Origin of the sequence: Hymenobacter plasmatis, from assembly GCF_020711255.1 — a bacterium.
In the GTDB taxonomy this organism is placed as follows: Bacteria; Bacteroidota; Bacteroidia; order Cytophagales; family Hymenobacteraceae; genus Hymenobacter.
Genome location: NZ_JAJFAW010000004.1, coordinates 43764 through 61884 on the forward strand (window position 1 = coordinate 43764; position 18121 = coordinate 61884).

General features: G+C 60.7%; 12 protein-coding genes. 8 read left to right on the top strand and 4 right to left on the bottom strand.

The window, feature by feature from the left end; translation table 11 throughout:
• Positions 1 to 134 precede the first annotated feature (134 nt).
• From LJ738_RS03815 to LJ738_RS03850, 8 genes are all read left to right on the top strand, one after another.
• Positions 135 to 728 (top strand): GNAT family N-acetyltransferase, encoded by a 594-nt coding sequence (locus LJ738_RS03815; RefSeq protein ID WP_227784988.1) that lies wholly within the window; start codon positions 135 to 137, stop codon positions 726 to 728.
• Positions 712 to 2667, top strand: a complete 1956-nt coding sequence (locus LJ738_RS03820; protein WP_227784989.1) for an NAD-dependent epimerase/dehydratase family protein — start codon at positions 712 to 714, stop codon at positions 2665 to 2667. The genes LJ738_RS03815 and LJ738_RS03820 overlap by 17 nt, the downstream gene beginning before the upstream one ends.
• Before the next feature lie 7 nt (positions 2668 to 2674).
• Positions 2675 to 3352 (top strand): HAD family hydrolase, encoded by a 678-nt coding sequence (locus LJ738_RS03825; protein ID WP_227784990.1) that lies wholly within the window; start codon positions 2675 to 2677, stop codon positions 3350 to 3352.
• A gap of 75 nt (positions 3353 to 3427) precedes the next feature.
• Complete coding sequence (gene pseI / locus LJ738_RS03830; RefSeq protein WP_227784991.1) at positions 3428 to 4471, top strand: pseudaminic acid synthase; 1044 nt, start codon at positions 3428 to 3430, stop codon at positions 4469 to 4471.
• Positions 4471 to 5760 (top strand): glycosyltransferase family protein, encoded by a 1290-nt coding sequence (locus tag LJ738_RS03835; RefSeq protein ID WP_227784992.1) that lies wholly within the window; start codon positions 4471 to 4473, stop codon positions 5758 to 5760. Before pseI ends, LJ738_RS03835 begins: the two co-directional genes overlap by 1 nt.
• 29 nt (positions 5761 to 5789) lie before the next feature.
• On the top strand, positions 5790 to 7859 hold the full coding sequence (locus LJ738_RS03840) for a LamG-like jellyroll fold domain-containing protein (RefSeq protein ID WP_227784993.1): 2070 nt from the start codon (positions 5790 to 5792) through the stop codon (positions 7857 to 7859).
• A gap of 190 nt (positions 7860 to 8049) precedes the next feature.
• Positions 8050 to 9267, top strand: a complete 1218-nt coding sequence (locus tag LJ738_RS03845) for a DUF7033 domain-containing protein (protein WP_227784994.1) — start codon at positions 8050 to 8052, stop codon at positions 9265 to 9267.
• Between the two features lie 34 nt (positions 9268 to 9301).
• Positions 9302 to 10789, top strand: coding sequence for an oligosaccharide flippase family protein (locus LJ738_RS03850; RefSeq protein WP_227784995.1), 1488 nt, complete (start codon positions 9302 to 9304; stop codon positions 10787 to 10789).
• Positions 10790 to 10945: 156 nt separating this feature from the next.
• Here the strand turns inward: LJ738_RS03850 and LJ738_RS03855 are convergent, their stop codons facing one another.
• The 4 genes from LJ738_RS03855 to LJ738_RS03870 all read right to left on the bottom strand — a co-directional run bounded on the left by LJ738_RS03855 (position 10946) and on the right by LJ738_RS03870 (position 17997).
• A complete protein-coding gene (locus LJ738_RS03855) occupies positions 10946 to 11998 on the bottom strand; it encodes a methyltransferase domain-containing protein (RefSeq protein ID WP_227784996.1) in 1053 nt (350 codons plus the stop codon).
• Between the two features lie 187 nt (positions 11999 to 12185).
• Entirely contained in the window at positions 12186 to 15335 is a 3150-nt protein-coding gene (locus tag LJ738_RS03860; RefSeq protein WP_227784997.1) for an efflux RND transporter permease subunit, read from the bottom strand.
• A 139-nt stretch (positions 15336 to 15474) separates the two neighbouring features.
• Positions 15475 to 16554, bottom strand: coding sequence for an efflux RND transporter periplasmic adaptor subunit (locus tag LJ738_RS03865; RefSeq protein WP_227784998.1), 1080 nt, complete (start codon positions 16552 to 16554; stop codon positions 15475 to 15477).
• 138 nt (positions 16555 to 16692) lie between these two features.
• A complete protein-coding gene (locus tag LJ738_RS03870; RefSeq protein WP_227784999.1) occupies positions 16693 to 17997 on the bottom strand; it encodes a TolC family protein in 1305 nt (434 codons plus the stop codon).
• Between the last annotated feature and the right edge of the window lie 124 nt (positions 17998 to 18121).

Sequence of the window (18121 nt, forward strand, 5' to 3'; positions counted from 1 at the left end):
CGAAGCATCTCGCGTGCTGTCACGAAATCACTCATTAGCTGCGCTGACCTTCGGTTCAACGATGCGAGCGAGATGCTTCGGCTGCGCTCAGCATGACTGACGTGCTAATTAGATGATGTCCTAGTTTCTCTGCCTTGACTGCCTACCGCCCCCTCCCCCAAACCGAATACCGCTGGGAAGACTACCGGCTCATTCCCATTCGCTACGAAGACCGGGAGCCCATCCGGGCCTGGCGCAACGCTCAGTTGGAGGTACTGCGCCAAGCCGAGCCACTCTCGATTGAGCAGCAAGACGGTTATTTCCAGCGTGTGGTAATGCCCTTGTTTGACCAGGAAAAGCCCGGGCAGTTGCTTTTTTCCCTACTGCACCACGACAAGCTAGTGGCATACGGGGGCCTTGTGCACATTTCCTGGGCTGACAGCCGGGCCGAAGTATCCTTTCTAGCCGAACCCGGGCGGGCTGCGGAGCCGGAAATCTACCGTAACGACTTTCGGGCCCACCTCTGCCTCTTGGGCCAGGCCGCTTTTGTTGGGTTGAAATTCAACCGGCTCTTCACCGAAACCTATGACATTCGGACGGCGCACGTCGCCATTCTGGAAGAAGCGGGCTTTCGGCTCGAAGGACGCCTGCGCCAGCACGTGCGCCTGGCTCCGGATACCTTTGCCGACTCACTGATGCACGGCCAACTGGCCACCGACTATGCCACAACCTTTGGTTCTGCCCTTTAAACGAATTTTTATCAGCGGCGGCGCTGGCGTTATTGGCCAGGAAATGGTGCGCCGCCTGGCCACCTTGCCCGCCGATATTCAGGTTCTGGTCGGTGACATCAAGCCCCGGCCGGCCGATTTCCCGACCCGCTTCCAGTACCGCCAGGGCGACCTCAGCTACCTCACTGAGCAGGAAATTGGCGCTTTTGGGCCCGACCTGTTTATCCATCTGGCGGCCACGTTTGAGCGCTCGACGGAAACTTATGGTTTCTGGGAGGAAAACTTTCAGCACAACGTACGCCTTAGCCATCACCTGATGACGGTGCAGAAGGACCTGCCTTCGCTGCGCCGAGTGGTGTTTGCCTCGAGCTACCTCATCTACGACCCCGCGCTGTACAACTTTGCCGAGGTGCCGGCCCAGGCCCGCAGCTTGCGCGAAGACGACCCCATCCTGCCCCGCAACCTGACGGGCATGGCCAAACTGGCGCACGAAATTGAGCTACGCTTCCTGCAAACCTTTCGGGCCGAGCAGTTCAGCACGGCTATTCCGCGCATCTACCGCGGCTACGGCCGCAACGGGCGCGATATCACTTCACGCTGGGTGCGCATGCTGCTGGCCGGCGAGGAAATCACGGTCTATGGCGCCGAGTCGTACTTCGACTATCTCTACGCTGCCGACACGGCCGAGGGCCTGCTCCGCCTTGCCGCGGCCGAAACTGTCACGGGCATCATCAACCTAGGCACTGGCCGCGCCCGCCGCGTAAGCGACGTAGTGGATGTGCTGAAGCAAAACTTCCCCGACCTACGGGCCAAGTACGTGGCGTCGGATATTCCCTTCGAAGCCTCGCAGGCCGATATGACGCTGTGGTCGAGCCAGATTGATTGGCTGCCGCCGACGACCTTGGAAACGGCCATCCCCGAAATCATCGCCTACGAGCAAGCCCGGGTGAATGCCCCAACCGCCAAAGCACCCGGCCATGTGCTCATTAGCAGCGTAGCGGCCAAGGTGCCTTTGGTGCGCGCCGTGCAGGCAGCCGCCAAACGCCTGCATCCGGACATAAAAGTGGTGGGCGGCGACATGAACCATGCATGCCTGGGCCAGCACTTTACCGATGAATTCTGGCTAATGCCCGCCACGGCCGATGAGCACCTGCCGAATATCATCCGCCACTGCCTCGACCATGGCATTGGGCACATTATACCCACCCGCGACGGCGAGCTGGCCTTCTGGAGCCGGCACCGCACCGAGCTGGCCGAAGCCGGCATTGCTGTGCTGGTGAGTGCACCGGAGGCCGTAAACCGCTGCATTGACAAGCTGGAGTTCTCAACTTTCGGGCAGGAAAACGGCTTGCCCATAATCCCAGCCGCCCTGGGGCCGGATGCGCTGGGCATAACCACCGATGTTCACGGCTCGGCCACGCCCGGGTTTGTGGTGAAGGAAAGGCACGGCGCCGGCTCTCTCAGCCTGGGTCTCAACCTACCGGAAGCGGCGGCCCTGACTCATGCGCATGCGCTGCAGGAGCCCATTTTTCAGCCCTTTGTCGAGGGCCGGGAAATTAGCGTGGATGCCTACGTTGACCGGCGCGGCAAAGTCCGCGGACTGGTACCCCGCACCCGCGACGTCATCATTCATGGCGAATCGCAGGTAACGACTACGCTGGACGCCCCCGGACTGGTGGCCCGCCTCATTCCCATCGTCGAAAAACTGGGCTTGTACGGCCCCCTGGTACTACAAGCCCTGCTCACCCCCGATGGCGGACTGCACATTATTGAGTGCAACTGCCGCTTTGGGGGTGCCTCTACGCTGGGCATCGCGGCCGGAGTGGATTCGTTTTTCTGGTTTTTGCAGGAAGCGGCCGGTGCCGATTTAAACCTGTTTCCGTTCCAGCCTGCGGCGGGGCCACTGCGCCAGGTGCGGGCGGCCGCCGATGTGGTGACCCGCGTTGCCAACCACCAGTAGCCGCGCCATGCCGGTTCTCGTTTTTGACCTCGACGACACGCTCTACCCCGAATTGAGCTACGTGCACAGCGGTTTTCGGGCCGTGGCCGAGTTCCTAAGCCCGCTGCTAGGCGTGCCGGCCGAAACGCTGGCCGCCGGCATGATAGCCGAGGAAGGCACCCAAGGCCGAGGCCAGGTATTTGATAACGTGCTGCGCCAGCACGGCCGCTGGAGCAAGACCCTGGTGGCCGCCTGCCTGCGCGCTTACCGCCTGCATCGCCCCGAGCTGGCCTTGTACCCGGACTCGGAGCGGTGTCTGGCTCGCTTTGCCGCATGGCCGCTGTACCTCGTCACCGATGGGCACAAGGAAGTGCAGGCCCGCAAGGCCGTGGCGCTGCAAGTGGCTGCCATCGTGCGGCATGCCTATCTCACCAACCGCTACGGCCGCCACCGGGCCAAGCCCGACCCCTACGTTTTTGGGCTGATTTGCCAGCGCGAGCGAGTGGAGCCCGGACAGGTTATCTACGTGGGCGATAACCCCCGAAAGGACTTTGTGGGCATCAAGCCGCTGGGATTCCGCACCGTTCGCATTTTGCGCGGCAACTACGCCCATTTGGAGGCCGATGCCGCCCACGAAGCCGACCGGCGCATCCACACTTTGGATGAACTGACAGTGGAGTTTGTCACCGAATTGCTGGGGCAATAGGACCCATCGTGCCGACTGCACCGTTCGCGAGACGACGCGCCTACCTTTGCGGCTCGAAATAGCCTTAGCCAAAACATGACCGAAATCAACATCGGGGGCCAGCCCGTGGGGCCGGCGCACAAGCCGTTTATCATCGCCGAGATGTCGGGCAACCACAACCAGAGCCTGGAGCGCGCGCTGGCCCTGGTAGATGCCGCCGCCTCGGCCGGCGTTGATGCCCTCAAGCTGCAGACCTACACTGCCGATACCATCACCATGGACACTGGCTTTGCCATCGACGAAGAAGGCCAGTCGCTGTGGGAAGGCAAGAATTTGTATAAGCTCTACGAGGAAGCCCACACGCCCTGGGAGTGGCACGCCGAGCTGTTTGCCCGGGCCCGGCAGCACGGCATGCTGGCGTTCAGCTCACCGTTTGATGAGACGGCGGTGGATTTCCTGGAGCAGTTGGACGTGCCGGCCTACAAAATTGCCTCGTTTGAAAATGCCCACTGGCCGCTCCTCCGCAAAGTAGCCGCCACTGGCAAGCCCGTTATTGTGAGCACCGGTGCCGCCACCCTAGCCGAAATCGACGACGCTGTGCGGGTATTGCGCGAAGCCGGCTGCCGCGAGCTGGTGCTGCTTAAGTGCACCAGCACCTACCCTGCCTCGCCGGCCAATACCAACCTGCGCACCATTCCGGTGCTGGCCGAAACCTTCGGCTGCCCCATCGGCTTGAGCGACCACACCATGGGCGTGGGCGCGAGCGTGGCCGCCGTGGCCCTGGGCGCCTGCGTCATTGAAAAGCACTTTACCCTGAGCCGGGCCGAGGGTGGCGTGGACTCCGCCTTTTCGCTGGAGCCCCACGAGCTGAAAATGCTGGTGGAAGAAACCGAGCGGGCCCACCAGGCGCTAGGCACGGTGCAGCTCTGCATCCAGACCGGCGAAGAAAAAAGCCGGCTCTACAAACGCAGCATCTACGTAGCCAAGCCTATCGCGGCCGGCGAAGCTTTCACGACCGACAACCTGAAAATTATCCGCCCCGGCGACGGCCTCTGGCCCCGGCACTGGGACGTGGTGCTGGGCCGCAAAGCCACCCGCGACCTGAAGCCCGGCACGCCCCTGACGTGGGAGGCGCTCTAATGCCACCGCGTACGTTGCCACTCATCCCGCGGCTGCGCGACATTCTGCAGCTGCGCTTCACAGCGGTGTTTGCGGCGCTGCCACCAGCCGCCCTGGCCAGTATTTCGCCGGCCAATCCGCTCAAACGGCTGGCGCGGGTGCTGGGCTACGCGGGCTTGCGGCTGGTGGGCAACATCTTCCAGCCCATCCGGAATCGGGAAGACCTGCACGGCAAAGTGTGGCTGTACGTGGTGAGCGCCAACAACTACGACGCGCTGGAATTCATCAAGCAAGCCCGGCCCGATGCCATGCTAGTGGCGGGCCAAGCCAAGAATATCGGCCGGTATAATGCCACGGTGAACCGGCTCTCATTGCGCCGCAAGCTGTTGTATTACTGGCAATTTCCACTGGCGCTGATTGGGATGCTGCGCACGGATGGCGCACGCGCCTGGCGGTTTTTCGACTTCATTTTTTACGCCATCGGCTACTACGAGGTCTACCGCCGGGCCCTGCGCCATTACCGGCCGCGGGCAGTGGTTTTTTCCAACGACCACAACGACGACACCCGTTCCTTGCTGTTAGCCTGCCGCGCCGAGGGCGTGCCCACGGCCTACGTACAACACGCCAGCGTAAGTGCCAATTTCCCCCCCCTAGGCTTCGACCTCAGCCTGCTGGAAGGCCAGGACGCACTGGATAAATACCGCCTCTGCGGCCCCGTGGAAGGCCAGGTTGAGCTGGTGGGCATGCCTAAAGCCGATGCCTACCTTTCCCGGCGCAACACCGCGCCCGCCGTGCGCCGGGTCGGCGTGGCCTGCAACATCCATGACCCGCTTGGCCCACTGACCGAGGCGCTGGTATACCTGCTGCGCGAGCTACCGGAGCTCACGTTCACCCTGCGCCCCCACCCCAGCGACGGACGCGACTTTGAGCCGTTGCGTAAGTTGCTGCCCAAATTGCAATGGTCGAGCGCGCGAGAAGAAAACGTCTTCGATTTCCTGTTGCGACAGGATGCGTTGGTAGCCGCCGATACTTCCACCCACTTAGAAGCCACGCTGCTGAATGTAGCAAGCATCTACTACCGCTTCAGTACCAACCCGCACACCGACGACTACTACGGCTACGCCGCCCACGGACTGGTAGAACGCGCCAACAACCCGGTGGAGCTAGCGGCAGCACTGCGCCGATACGCCCAGCACAAACCCGCCGACTTGTACCGCCGCGCCGCTTACTACAACGCCACCCTGGGCACGCCCTACGAGGGAAATAGCCAGCAATTAGCCGCCACCATTCTTTCAGAATGGATTGGGTAGCTTTGGCCGCTCCTATATCTTCTGTACTTATGCTGGCGCTGCCCGCCTACTCTACCGCACTACGTTTCCTTCGTATTTACCAGGCATTTGCACTGCTGCTGTTTTTGGCGCTGGGGCTTCCTTGCCAACAGGCTTTGGCACAGGCGGTGTCGTTGCCAGGTTCAGGCAATTCGCTGCTGTTTAACGGCACCAGCAGCTACGTGGATTGTGGCCCCACCAATCGCGAAATACGCCAGACCTTGAATGTGAGTGCCTGGGTAAAAACCCAAAGCTCCGCTTATCAAGGCATTGTAAGTAAATTTTCGGATGGCGGTGCCGTGGACAAAGGGTTTTACCTGTTCACCTCGGGTGGCAAAGCGGGTTTTAGCGGACGAAACGGGTCGGGCCAGCTCCTGAGCTCGGGCTTCTCCACCTCCCGCATCGACGACGGGCGCTGGCACCATGTAGCGGGCACCTGCAACCAGAACACTTGGCTGATTATCGTGGACGGCATCCTGGAAAACTTGGGAACCTACTCAGGTGCCAGCGCGGGACTGGCCAGTTCCGCTCCCCTTCTCATCGGGTGTGACTACGTGCCAAACGGACACTTTTTCAGCGGGGAAATCGACGAGGTGCTCATCGGCCTTTATCCATGGAATCAATACGACATCCAACAACGGATGTGCAGCAAGTACACCACCGCGCCGCCGGCCCTGTGTTTCAATTACCGCTTTGACCTAAGCAGCGGCACCACTTTGGTTGACAACGGCTCGCGCCCAGCCGATGGTGTCCTCATCAACTTCGGCAGCAATCCGTGGCGTACCTCCGGCGCACCTATAGGGGACGTTTCGATGGCCGTCTACCAGGACGTGTGGACTCCGTTGAATCGACGGTGGCAAATAACTTCTGTGGAGGGCGATACCATCTTTATCGACAACATTTCGGCACCGACGAGGGGCGTGCACATTTACTGCGTCAACGAAGCGCCATCCATTGCGCCGGCGGGGCCGGCCGCGGCAACTTACTTCGGCGTCTTTACCGTCGGCGACCCCAGCACGAGCAGCTACTCCCTGCGCATCAGCCCGGCCACTGGGCCGGCTTGCCGCAACGCGTATACCCGGCTGAGTAACGAAATGCAGTGGACTTTGCCTGTTCAGCTAGCTACTACCGCTACATCGCTGCTGGTACCCACTACGCTTTACCGTAGCGAGCACATTCTGACAGAAAGCGTGGGTGTTACCGCGGCCATCACGGGCGACTCGGTGGTGTGCACAGGCGGCCGCACGCAGCTTGGTGTAATGGCTCCTGGTAGTAGCAGCATACTCTGGAATACCGGTGCAAGTACTGCCACCTTGGCGAACGTCGTGCCCGGCACCTACACGGTCCGGGTCAGCTACCCCTCGGGCTGCTCGCGGATGCTGCGCCGCACCGTGCGGGCGGCCGCGGTGCCTGCAATGGCCATCAGCGGCGATTCGAGCCTATGCATCGGCAAAAACACTGCTCTTACGGCCAGTGCCGCTGGCGCCACTGCCTACCGCTGGAGCACCGGGGCCACCACGCCCATCCTGCTGGTTGCCCAACCAGGGGTGTATTCGGTGACGGCTACCTTCGGGCCAGGCTGCACCACCACGGCCCGGCGCGAAGTCCGGATGAACGCAGCCATGCCGCCCGCCTTTACCCTTGGCGTCGACACCACGCTTTGCGAGGGCGACCAACTACTCTTGCAGGGGCCCGCCGGGCCGGGGCTGCGCTATCAGTGGTCCGATGGCTCCACAGGCCGGCAACTACTGGCGCGGGCCGCCGGATACTATACCCTGCTGGTACTCACGGCCTGCGGCGAACAGAGAGCCGAGCGTACCATTTCACAAAATTCCTGCGTGAAGGTGCCAAACATCATCACGGTCAATGCCGATACCCGCAACGACCGGTTTGCCGTGCAGGGGCTGAAAGGCGAAGGCTGGGCCCTGGACATTTATAACCGCTGGGGGCGCGCCGTTTTCCGAACCGCGAACTACCACAACGACTGGGGTTCGGACGCGGCCCCGGGCTTGTACTACGTCTTGCTGCGCCATCCAGCCACCAAGTACCTTTACAAAGGTTGGCTGGAAGTGCTGCGCTAACTAGGTGAGTGCCTCACCTAACTTCGCTGCAATGGCTGCCCTTATTTTATCCGAGTCCTTGCCCGTGCCTGCCTCTACATGCCCTACCGCTACTATGCGCTTGGCTTATGTGCTACAGCACTTTCGGCTCGCTTACCCAGATGCACCGACAGTAGAAATTGGGCATAATTCCTCTCCGAATGGAGTGAGGGTGGTTGATTGCACATACGACTTCTTTAGTGGCACCACGCCGTATCCGGAGGCACCTAGTTGGCGCGAGTGGCGGGGGCAGTCGGTGCCGTTCTTTTTTGATGCTGCCCCAGAGGCGCCGTTGCTGGAGCTGAGCCCGGGACGCGCCACTATCAATGCTGATATCATTGCTGCCGCCTTTTACCTGCTGAGCGGTTGGCAAGAATACTTTTCGGCTGCGCGCGACTGGCACGGGCGGTTTCCATATGCCGAAAGCGTGCAAAAGCGGTATGGCATTGTGGCTTTGCCAGTAGTCAATTATTATTTCGACGTGCTGAAGACGGCCATCGAACACGTAACTGGCCAAAAGCTTCAGCTAAGAAACTGGGCTGAAAAAGCCCCATTCGCCGCCTTTATCAGCCACGACATAGACAACCTGCGCAGCGGCTGGAAAGCCTCCGCGAAAGCTGCCTTGCAGCAGCGAAATTGGGCTGATTTTGGCCGCAAGGTTTGGCAGCATCTCACCCGGCCTGACGCCTGGGACAACCTGGAAGCGGTGGCGAAAGCCACGGCCGCACACGGCGCGAAGTCTACTTTTTTTATCCTGCCGAATCACCAGCTGGGCGCCGATGGCACTCCCAACGCAGATTACCAACTCACGCCGCAGCTACGCCAACGTTTCGTTGAGCTAAAAAAGCAGGGCTGTGAGCTGGGCCTGCACGGCAGCATTGGCACGGCTACCGAGGCGCGGCAACTTACGCAGGAGCTCCACTCCCTGCAAATTGAGCCACTGGGGCTGCGTTTTCATTACCTGCGCTGGGAGCCCCGGCGCACGCCCGCTGTAGTCGATAAAGCCGGCTTTGCCTACGATTCCACGCTGGGCTTTGCCGAGCATTTCGGCTTTCGCAACTCCTACTGCCATCCCTTCTACCCCTTCAACTTCGAAACCGGCACCAGCCACCACTTCCTGGAAATCCCGCTCAATGTGATGGATGCCACCCTGCACCACCCCAACTACCTGCAGCTGGGCCCGGAAGAAATTCTGCCGGCTTTGACTCCGCTATTTGCTGAAATTGAGAAGTTTGCCGGGGTAGCCTCGGTGCTCTGGCACAATGAGAACTTTGACCCCGCCAACGAAACCACCGGCCCCCGCCAGTTTCACGAAATCATGCAGCACCTAAGCCAGCGGGGCGCTGCCTTCCTCACTGGGCGCGAAATCTGCCAGCAGTTTTCTGTTTAGCCCAACTTCTTCACTTCCTCATTCCCGCACTCTTTTGGGCATCGTTCAACGCCAGGGCATCCGCAACACCCTGATTTCTTATGTGGGCCTGGCCATTGGCTTTGCCAATACCATTCTGGTGTTGCCGCGGCTGCTCTCGCCGGCTCAGATTGGCCTGGTGGGCAGCGTGCTGGTACCCATGGCTACTATTGGGGCGCAGGTGGCGGCTTTTGGCTTTGCGAATGCCGGCATGCGCTACTTCCCTTTTTTCCGCAACCAGGGGCGCAACCACGCGGGTTTTCTGCCACTGCTGCTTGGCCCACCACTCATCGGCTTTGGGATGGTGGCGCTGCTGATGTGGGTGGGTAAGCCGCTGCTGTTGCAGTGGTATGCCAAGGGCGATGCGGACTTGCTGGCGCCTCACTATCTGGCGGCCATTGGGCTGGCGGGCTGCATTATGCTGGGCTCGCTGCAGGATGCGTACCTGCGCTCGCTGTTTCACACGTCTTTTTCCTCGTTTTGCCAGGAGATTCTGCTGCGGCTCATGCTGGTGGGCGCGGCCGTGGCATATAGCCAGGACTACCTGAGCTTTCACGGTTTCGTGCTGGCGTATGTGGGGGCGTATGCCGTGGTGGCGCTGCTGCTCGCGGCCTACCTGGCGGCCATCGGCGAGTTGCACCTGCGCCCCACGCGGGCGGCCCTGCGCATCAAGCCGCTACGTGAGATGCTGGGCTTCGGGGCTTTTGTGCTGCTGAGCAACATTTCGGGCACGGTGCTGCTCAACATCGACAGCCTCATGGTGGGCACCAAAAAAGGCTTTGCCATGGCCGGCATCTACCTCATTGCCACCAACGTGAGCACGGCGCTGGTGCTGCCTTTCCGGGCACTGTACAAAACGGCTTTCTCGCTTATCGCCGAGTATTGGAAGGAAGGCGACATGGCCAAGATGGCCGACTTCTACCGGCGCAGCACCCGCATCAACACGCTGCTGGGCTGCTACCTGGCCCTGGGCATTGGGCTGAATCTGAACTTTATCTACGGGCTGATTCACCGGCCGGAATACGCCGCGGGCACCACTGCCGTGCTCCTGCTGCTGGCCGGCCGGTTGGTCGATGGCATCACGGGCGTCAACGGCATCATCGTGGCCACCTCGCCCCGCTACCGCTTCGACCTGGTTTTCAACATCTCGCTTGCCGCTGCCGTGGTCGTGCTCAACTGGTTACTGATTCCGTGGCTGGGGCTGGCCGGCGCGGCCCTGGCTTACTGCATTGCGCTGGTCGGCATCAACACGGCGCGCACCTGGTTTGTGTGGCGCACCTACGGCATGCAGCCGTTTGATGGCCGCATTGCGCGCATTCTGGCGGTGGCCACTGTGGCGGGCCTGGCCGCCTGGGCCCCACCCGAATTGCCCAACGCCTGGCTCACGCTGCTGCTGCGCGGCAGCATTCTCACGGTGGTATACGGCGCGGGCGTTCTGCTCACCCGCACCGCGCCCGAGCTTACTACCCTGATGGCCAACCTGAAAGCCCGCCTAACGCGGTAGTGGGCGACTCGTATTGCCAAATAAAAGAACGGTCATGCTGAGCGCAGCCGAAGCATCTCTACCACGGGAGTAATTACTTACGCGGTAGAGATGCTTCGGCTGCGCTCAGCATGACCGTTCTTTTATGAGAAGCCCTGCTTTTATCAGGCACAGACCCTAGCAGCAGCTACCGCCCACTGCTTCGCCCGAGGCCTTGGCTGTGGCCGGTGCCGGGCCGCAATCGAACAAGCCAAAGTGCCGGCTTTTGTCGCCGACCACTTGGAAATGCGGTGCGTAGCGCGTGTCGCTGACCATGGCGGCGGTGTTGCCGCACACCAGCATGGGCCGGCCAGTCTCGAAGGTGTGGTGGTCGTCGAGCACAAACTGGGTGGGCTGGCCGGGCACGGTGCCCAGGTAGGTGGCTACCTGGCCGTGGTCTTCGCAGCGGTCTTCCAGGTCGAGCTTGAAGGCGCGCACCGTGAACGAGTAGAAGCCGATGTTGCCGACTTTGGCTTCGATTTCGGGGTTGTTGATGGTGAGGCGGCGGCTGGAAAACAGGCGGTAGTCGTGTACGCCCAGGCTCAGGAGCAGGCGCCGGAAATCCTCGGTATAGAGCGCGCCGCTCAGGCACTCGCCGTAGAGAATCGGGTCCTGGCGCAGGGCTTCCGGCACGCGACGGTCGGCAAACACGTCAGCGATAAACAGCTCACCGCCGGGCTTGAGCACCCGGAAAATCTCGCGGTAGGTAGCCTCCTTGTCGGTGCTGAGGTTGAGCACGCAGTTGCTTACCACGAGGTCCACGCTGTTGTCGGGCAGGCCGGCGGCTAGCAAATCTTCGATGTAGCCGTGGCGAAACTCCACGTTGGGCTGGGCGTAGCCAAACTTTTCGGTGTGAAATTCAACGTGGCGACGGGCTACGTCGAGCTGCTCCTCCGTCATGTCGACGCCGATAACGCGGCCGTTTTCGCCCACCAGTTTGGAGAGTAGGAAGGCGTCGCGGCCCGACCCACTGCCCAAATCCAGCACCGTGAGGCCCTCAATGGCATCGGGCACGCACACGCCGCAGCCGTAGTATTTGTCGAGCACCTCGGGTGCGAGTTGAGCCAGAATGCGGCGGTGGGCCAGCGGAATATCGTCGGTGCAGCAGGCATTGGTGAGCAGGTCCTGGCTGGTTTGCAGTTGGGTGCCGTAGTAGTCCTGGACCTGGGCATGCGTGTCGGGAGAAGCCATTTTAAGGGATTAACGAGGAGATTATTGGGCAAGAATACGTTGCCCGGAGAACAACTGGTTTGCTTAAGCGTTGTTATTTCTGTAGCAAAAAGTAAGACGGACTTTGTAGTCCGCGTCCCCGAGCCGCAAGCTCGTTCTGGGACGCGGACTACAAAGTCCGCGCTACTTGTTGTGTCATAATACGCTGCTACGCGCCTACCAGCACCGGCCGCGCTGCTTCTACCTGCTCCGGCGTGGGGCCGTCCTGGTGCATTTCGCGGTAGAAGAAGGCGAAGATTAGCGGGAAAATCAGGAGCGTTAGTACCGTAGCCGTCACCAGCCCGCCAATCACCACAATGGCCAAGGGCTTCTGTGTTTCGGAGCCGATACCGGTGCTGAGCGCGGCCGGGAATAGGCCAATCATGGCCATGAGGGCCGTCATCACCACGGGGCGCACGCGGGAGGCCACGCCCAGGCGGAGGCTTTCGGCCAAGCTCATCTTTTTCCGCAGATTCTCTTTGAACACCGTAATTAGCACAATGCCGTTCTGAATACATATACCAAGCAAGGCGATGAAACCGATGCCCGCCGAGATGCTGAAGTTCACGCCCGTGAGGTGTAACGCCGCGATGCCACCGATTAGCGCAAACGGCACGTTGGTGAGCACCAGGGCCGCATCTTTGCCGTTGCCGAAGGTGATGAACAGCAAAATGAAGATGATGACCAGCGACACTGGCACCACTTGGGTTAGGCGCTTGGTGGCGCGCACCTGGTTTTCAAACTCGCCGGCCCACTCAATGCGGTAGCCCTTGTCGAGCTTGATGGCCTTGTCCATCTTCTTCTGGGCCTCGGCAATGGTGGAGCCCATGTCGCGGTCCCGGATGCTGAACTTCACAGCGATGAAGCGCTGGCCGTTGTCGTGGTACACGAAGGCCGGGCCGTTTTCGGTTTTGATGGTGGCTATTTCCTTCAGTGCCACCTTACTGCCCCGGATGGTGGGCACGCGCAGCTCCCCTATTTTGGCTTCGGTGTCGCGGTCCTGCTTTGGGTAGCGCACGGTCACGTCAAACTTGCGCTCGCCTTCATATATCTGCGTCGCGGCTTTGCCGCCTACGGCCATTTCCACTACGGTCTGCGCGTCGGCGGTTTGCACGCCGTAGGCCGCCATGCGGGTCTGGTCGAGCTTCACGCTCATCTCGGGCTGGCCCAGGTTGCGCAATATGCCTAGGTCTTTTACGCCCGGCACCGTGCTCAGCACCTTCATTACTTCGTTGGCCTTGCCATCGAGCGCCTTGAGGTCGTTGCCGAAAATCTTCACGGCCAGGGCGGCGTTGATGCCCGCCACGGCCTCTTCCACGTTGTCGATAATCGGCTGCGAGTAGTTGAACACGATGCCCGGGTACTCTTTCAGCTTCTTGTCCATCTCGTCAATCAGCTGCTCCTTGGTGATGTTGCGCTTCCACTCCTCCTTGGGCTTGAGGTTGACCTGGGCCTGCACGTAGTAGATGCCCGAGGGGTCGGTGCCGTCGTTGGAGCGGCCGGTTTGCGAGAGCACCGATGTCACCTCCGGAAACGAGCGCAGAATTCGGCGGTAGTTGGCCGCCATCTTGTTGGTTTCCGTCAGCGACGACGACATGGGCAGCTTGGTTTCCACCCAAAGCGCGCCCTCGTTTAGCTCCGGCAAGAACTCCGAGCCCAGGAACTTGAACGAGTACAAACCCAGCGCCACCACTGCCAGCGCCGTGCCCACGCTCAGCAGCTTGTGCCGGTAGGTGAAGGCAAACGCGCCGGTCACGATGCGGTCGAAGAAGTTCACCACCGGGTTGTGCTTCTCCTTCACGTTTTTGTTGAGCAGCAGCGAGCACAGCACCGGTACCAGCGTAAGCGTGAGAATAAGCGCGCCCACCAATGCAAAGCCCAGCGTGTAGGCCAGCGGGCTAAACATCTTGCCCTCCACTTTCTCAAACGAGAAGATGGGCAGCAGGCAGGTCAGGATAATCAGCTTGGAGAAGAAAATGGCCTTGCCCAATTCGCCGCCGGTTTTCTTAATCATGCCCAGCTTGGCCAGCTTGTTGAACTTCTCCATGCCCACCTGGTGGGCCTTGTGGTCGAGCACCACAAATATGCCCTCGACCATGACGACGGCCCCGTCGATGATGATGCCAAAGTCGATGGCGCCCATGCTCAGCAGGTTGGCGCTCATGCCCTTCAGGCGCAGGCAGATAAAGGCAAACAGCAGCGCCAGTGGAATCACAATGCCCACTGTGAGGGTGGTGCGCCAGTCGGCCATAAACAGCAGCACAATCACCGTCACGAGCACAATGCCCTCAATCAGGTTGTGAATCACGGTGTGCGTGCAGTGGTCCATCAGCACGTCGCGGTCGTAGAACGTTTTCAGGTACACGCCCTCGGGCAGCACCTTCTCGTTGAGCTCCGCGATTTTGGCTTTGACGCGGCCCAGCACCTCGGCCGGGTTTTCGCCCTTGCGCATGATGACGATGCCCTCTACCACGTCGCTCTGGTCGTCGAGGCCGGCCTGGCCCACGCGCGGGGCGTTGCTCTCCGTTACCTGGGCCACGTTGCGCACCAGGATGGGCACGTCGTTCTGGTCCTTCACGATGATGTTGCCGATGTCTTCGGGCTTGGTTAGCAGGCCGATGCCGCGCACCACGTAGCTCTGCGAGTTCTTCTCTATCACGTCGCCGCCCACGTTCAGGTTCGACTTCTGCACGGCATCGTACACCTCCAGGGGGGTCATGTCGTACTTGGCCAGCATGGCGGGGTTCACGCTGATTTCGTAGATTTTACGGGTGCCGCCGAAGGCTGCAATATCAGCCACACCGGGTACCGACTTGAGCTGCCGCTCCACTACCCAGTCCTGAATGGCCAGCAATTCGTTGGTGGTGCGCGGGGTACGGCTCTGCACCGTGTAGCGGAAAATCTCGCCCGTGGGGCCGTACGGGGGCTGCACGTTCGACTCGCAGCCCGGCGGCAGGTTCACACTCTGCAACAGGTTATTGACCTGCTGGCGAGCGAAGAAATCCTCCACGTTGTCCTCGAAGTTTATTTTGAGCACCGACAAGCCGAACATACTGATGGAGCGCATGTTGCTCTTCATCTGCACCGAGTTCATGGCCACCTCAATGGGCGTGCTCACAAAGCGTTCCACCTCCTCGGCCGAGCGGCCAGGCCAGAGCGACACGATTATCATCTGCGTGTTCGTGACGTCTGGAAATGCCTCAATGGGCGTGTGCACGTAGCTGTAGGCGCCCCCAGCCACCAGCAGCGCCGTCATGAAAAAGACGAAAAACCGATTCTTCAGCGAGAAGGCAACAATGCCCGAAATGAATTTATTCATGGTTGTATGTCATCCTGAGCGCAGCGAAGGAACTTATCACCTCCGCGCAGCACGGGTTAGTAATTCTGGCGAAAGCAGCCGTGATAAGATGCTTCCTTGGCTGAGGCCGACCTTCGGTTCGTCAGCATGACAGAAAGAGCTAGTCGTTTAGCTCGTCGTACACGAGCAGTTGGTCTTTGGCAATCACCACGTCGCCGGGCTTCACGCCCGAGGCCACGTAGCTGTAGTCGCCCACGGTTTTGCTAATGGTCACGGGGCGGGTTTCCACGTGAGAGCGGTCCTTGTAAACCATCACGAAGTTCCGGTCCTTGTCAAACACCACGGCCTTGGCGGGCACGGCCAGGGCCTTAGCGCCTTCCGTGTTCTCTACCCGCACCTGGGCATACATCTCGGGCTTGAGCAGGTAGCCGGGGTTTTCGAGGCGCACGCGCACCTTCATCACTTTGCTCTCTGGGTCCAGCACGTTGAAGACCTTGTCAATCTTGCCGCGGAAGTGCTTGTCGGGGTACGAGAGCGTGGTCACGTCGGCGGAGTAGCCCACTTTCACCTTCGAGATGTCCGACTCGAATACGTTGGCCATAATCCAGACGTCGTCGAGGTTGCTCACCGTGAACAGGTGCTGCACGTTGTCGTGGTTGAACTGCTCGTGCTCGCTGGCATTTTTTTCGGTGATAAAGCCCGAGATGGGTGCCCGCAGTTCGTACACGCCGTCTTTGCCGATGCCGTACACACTCAGCTGCTTAATGTTCTTGCCCACTGTGCCGCGGGCTTTCGTCACCTCGGCCCGGGCCAGCACCACGTCGCGCTCCGAGTTGAGCCCGGCCTTGAACATATCCTCGGCCACGGCCAGGTTTTTCTTGGCAATGTTGAGGTCTGAAGTGGCCGCCGTGGTCTGGTTCTGTACGTCGGCAATCTCGCTCGATTTGATAACCGCCAGCACCTGGCCCTTGGTCACCTTGTCGCCCAGCTGCACGTTCAGTTTTTCCACCACGCCCCCCACCAATGGGTACACTTTCACCGTCTTGTCGCCGTCCGACATGATTTCGCCGGTCAGCACCAGCTCGTCCTGCACCGGCCGCTCGCGCACTGTATCCAGCACAATCTGGTGCATCATGGTATCGGAAAGCCGGAAGGCCGGCTTCTGCTCTTCTTTGGCTTCTGGCTTAGTGCAGCTGGCCAAAGCCACAGCGGCCAGCAATGGGAGAAAAATGCGATTCATTACCGTTGGTTACTATAAAAACGTCGGGCGGCGTTGGTCAAAGCAGCGCGCTCGCCCCGTTGCGGATGATGGATTGATTGCCCCACGCAGGAGGCTTTGGCGGCGCTTTGCAGCCCGTTTATAAATGGGGTTTATCTGCTACTCCGCCCGGAATACCGGCTTGCCCACAGCGAAATTGAGCTGTTCGAACGCCCGCACGCGGTTGGCGCGCAGGGTATTGAGCTGCACGAGGTTGTTCTTGTAGGACTCGTAGAAGTCGAGGTACTCCACCACGCTCAGCACGCGCTTGGCGTAGCTCTGCTCAATGCCGGTCATCAGGCGCGCAAAGGGCGCCGTGTCGCGGTCGGTGCTTTGAAACAGCTCGTCGTTGCGGGCCGCGAGCTGATAGGCCTGGTGCACTTCGCTTTGTACTACAAGCTGCTGCTGGTCAACCTGCAGCTTGCCCCCGGCCACCTGGGCTTTGGCCGCCTGGATGTTGCCCTGGTTGCGGTTGAAAATCGGCACGGCCATGCCCAGCGTCACGGCGTGGTAGTTATTGATGTAGGAGCCGGCTTTGTCGTAGGTATAGCCCACGGCCAGGTCGGGCGTGGCCAGCTTCTGTTGCAGGCGCAGGTTCAGGTTTTGCTGCTCCAGGGCGGCGCGGCGGGCATTGAGGTCGGTGCGCAGCACCTGGGCGGTATCTACCAGCTGCTGCTCGGTGTAGCCGTTTAGATTCAGGTCCCGGGTGCGGGCCAGGCTCACCTGGGGCACGTACTGGCTCCCGGCCGGGTCGCGCAGCAGCACGTGCAGGTCGGTTTGCTCGGCGGCGGCATCGTTGAGCAGCGCTTGCCGCTCGCTTTCCAGCGCGAAAAGGAAGGCGCGGAGGCGTATCACCTCCTTTAGGGCCACGTTGCCCTTTTCGTACTGCGTTTGGTACAGGCTCACGGTGCGGCTCAGTGAGCCGATTTCCGTGTTGTACACCTTCAGCGTCTGCTGCTTAAAGAACAGGTCGTAGTACGTGGTGCGGAGCTGGTAGCGCAGGGTACGCAGCAGGTCCTGCAGGTTGAACTGCTCCACCAGGGCGGTTTGCTGGGCTACGGCGCCCGCGGCCTTGCGCCGACCGGCAATGGAGAACAGCTGCTGCACCTGCAGCACCACCTCGCCGGGCATGCGGCCATCGAAATGGTCGCGGTTGATGTTTTTATTAATGGCGTTTTGCTCCAGCGTCACCGTGGGGTTGTCGATGAGGCGGGCCTGCACGGCCTGGGCCTGGGCCACCGTCACGTTGTACTGCTGAGCCAGCACGGCCAGGTTGTTCTGGAAAAAGCGTTGCTCGGCGTCGGGCAACGTGAGGCGCACGGTATCGGTCGGGGCGGGTGCGGGGGCAACCGGCGCCTGGGCTAACGCCGGCACTACCGCCGCTCCCCAAAAGCCAAGAAATACCAGAAATGAAAAACGGGACATATACAGCATTGATTTCCCCACAAATGTGGATGGGCCCGCATGAGGATAAAATGAACCCTTTGCGCACGCCCTCAATGACTATATCTGCTCGGCCAATGGCGGTTTTTACCAGCCCAATGGCTTC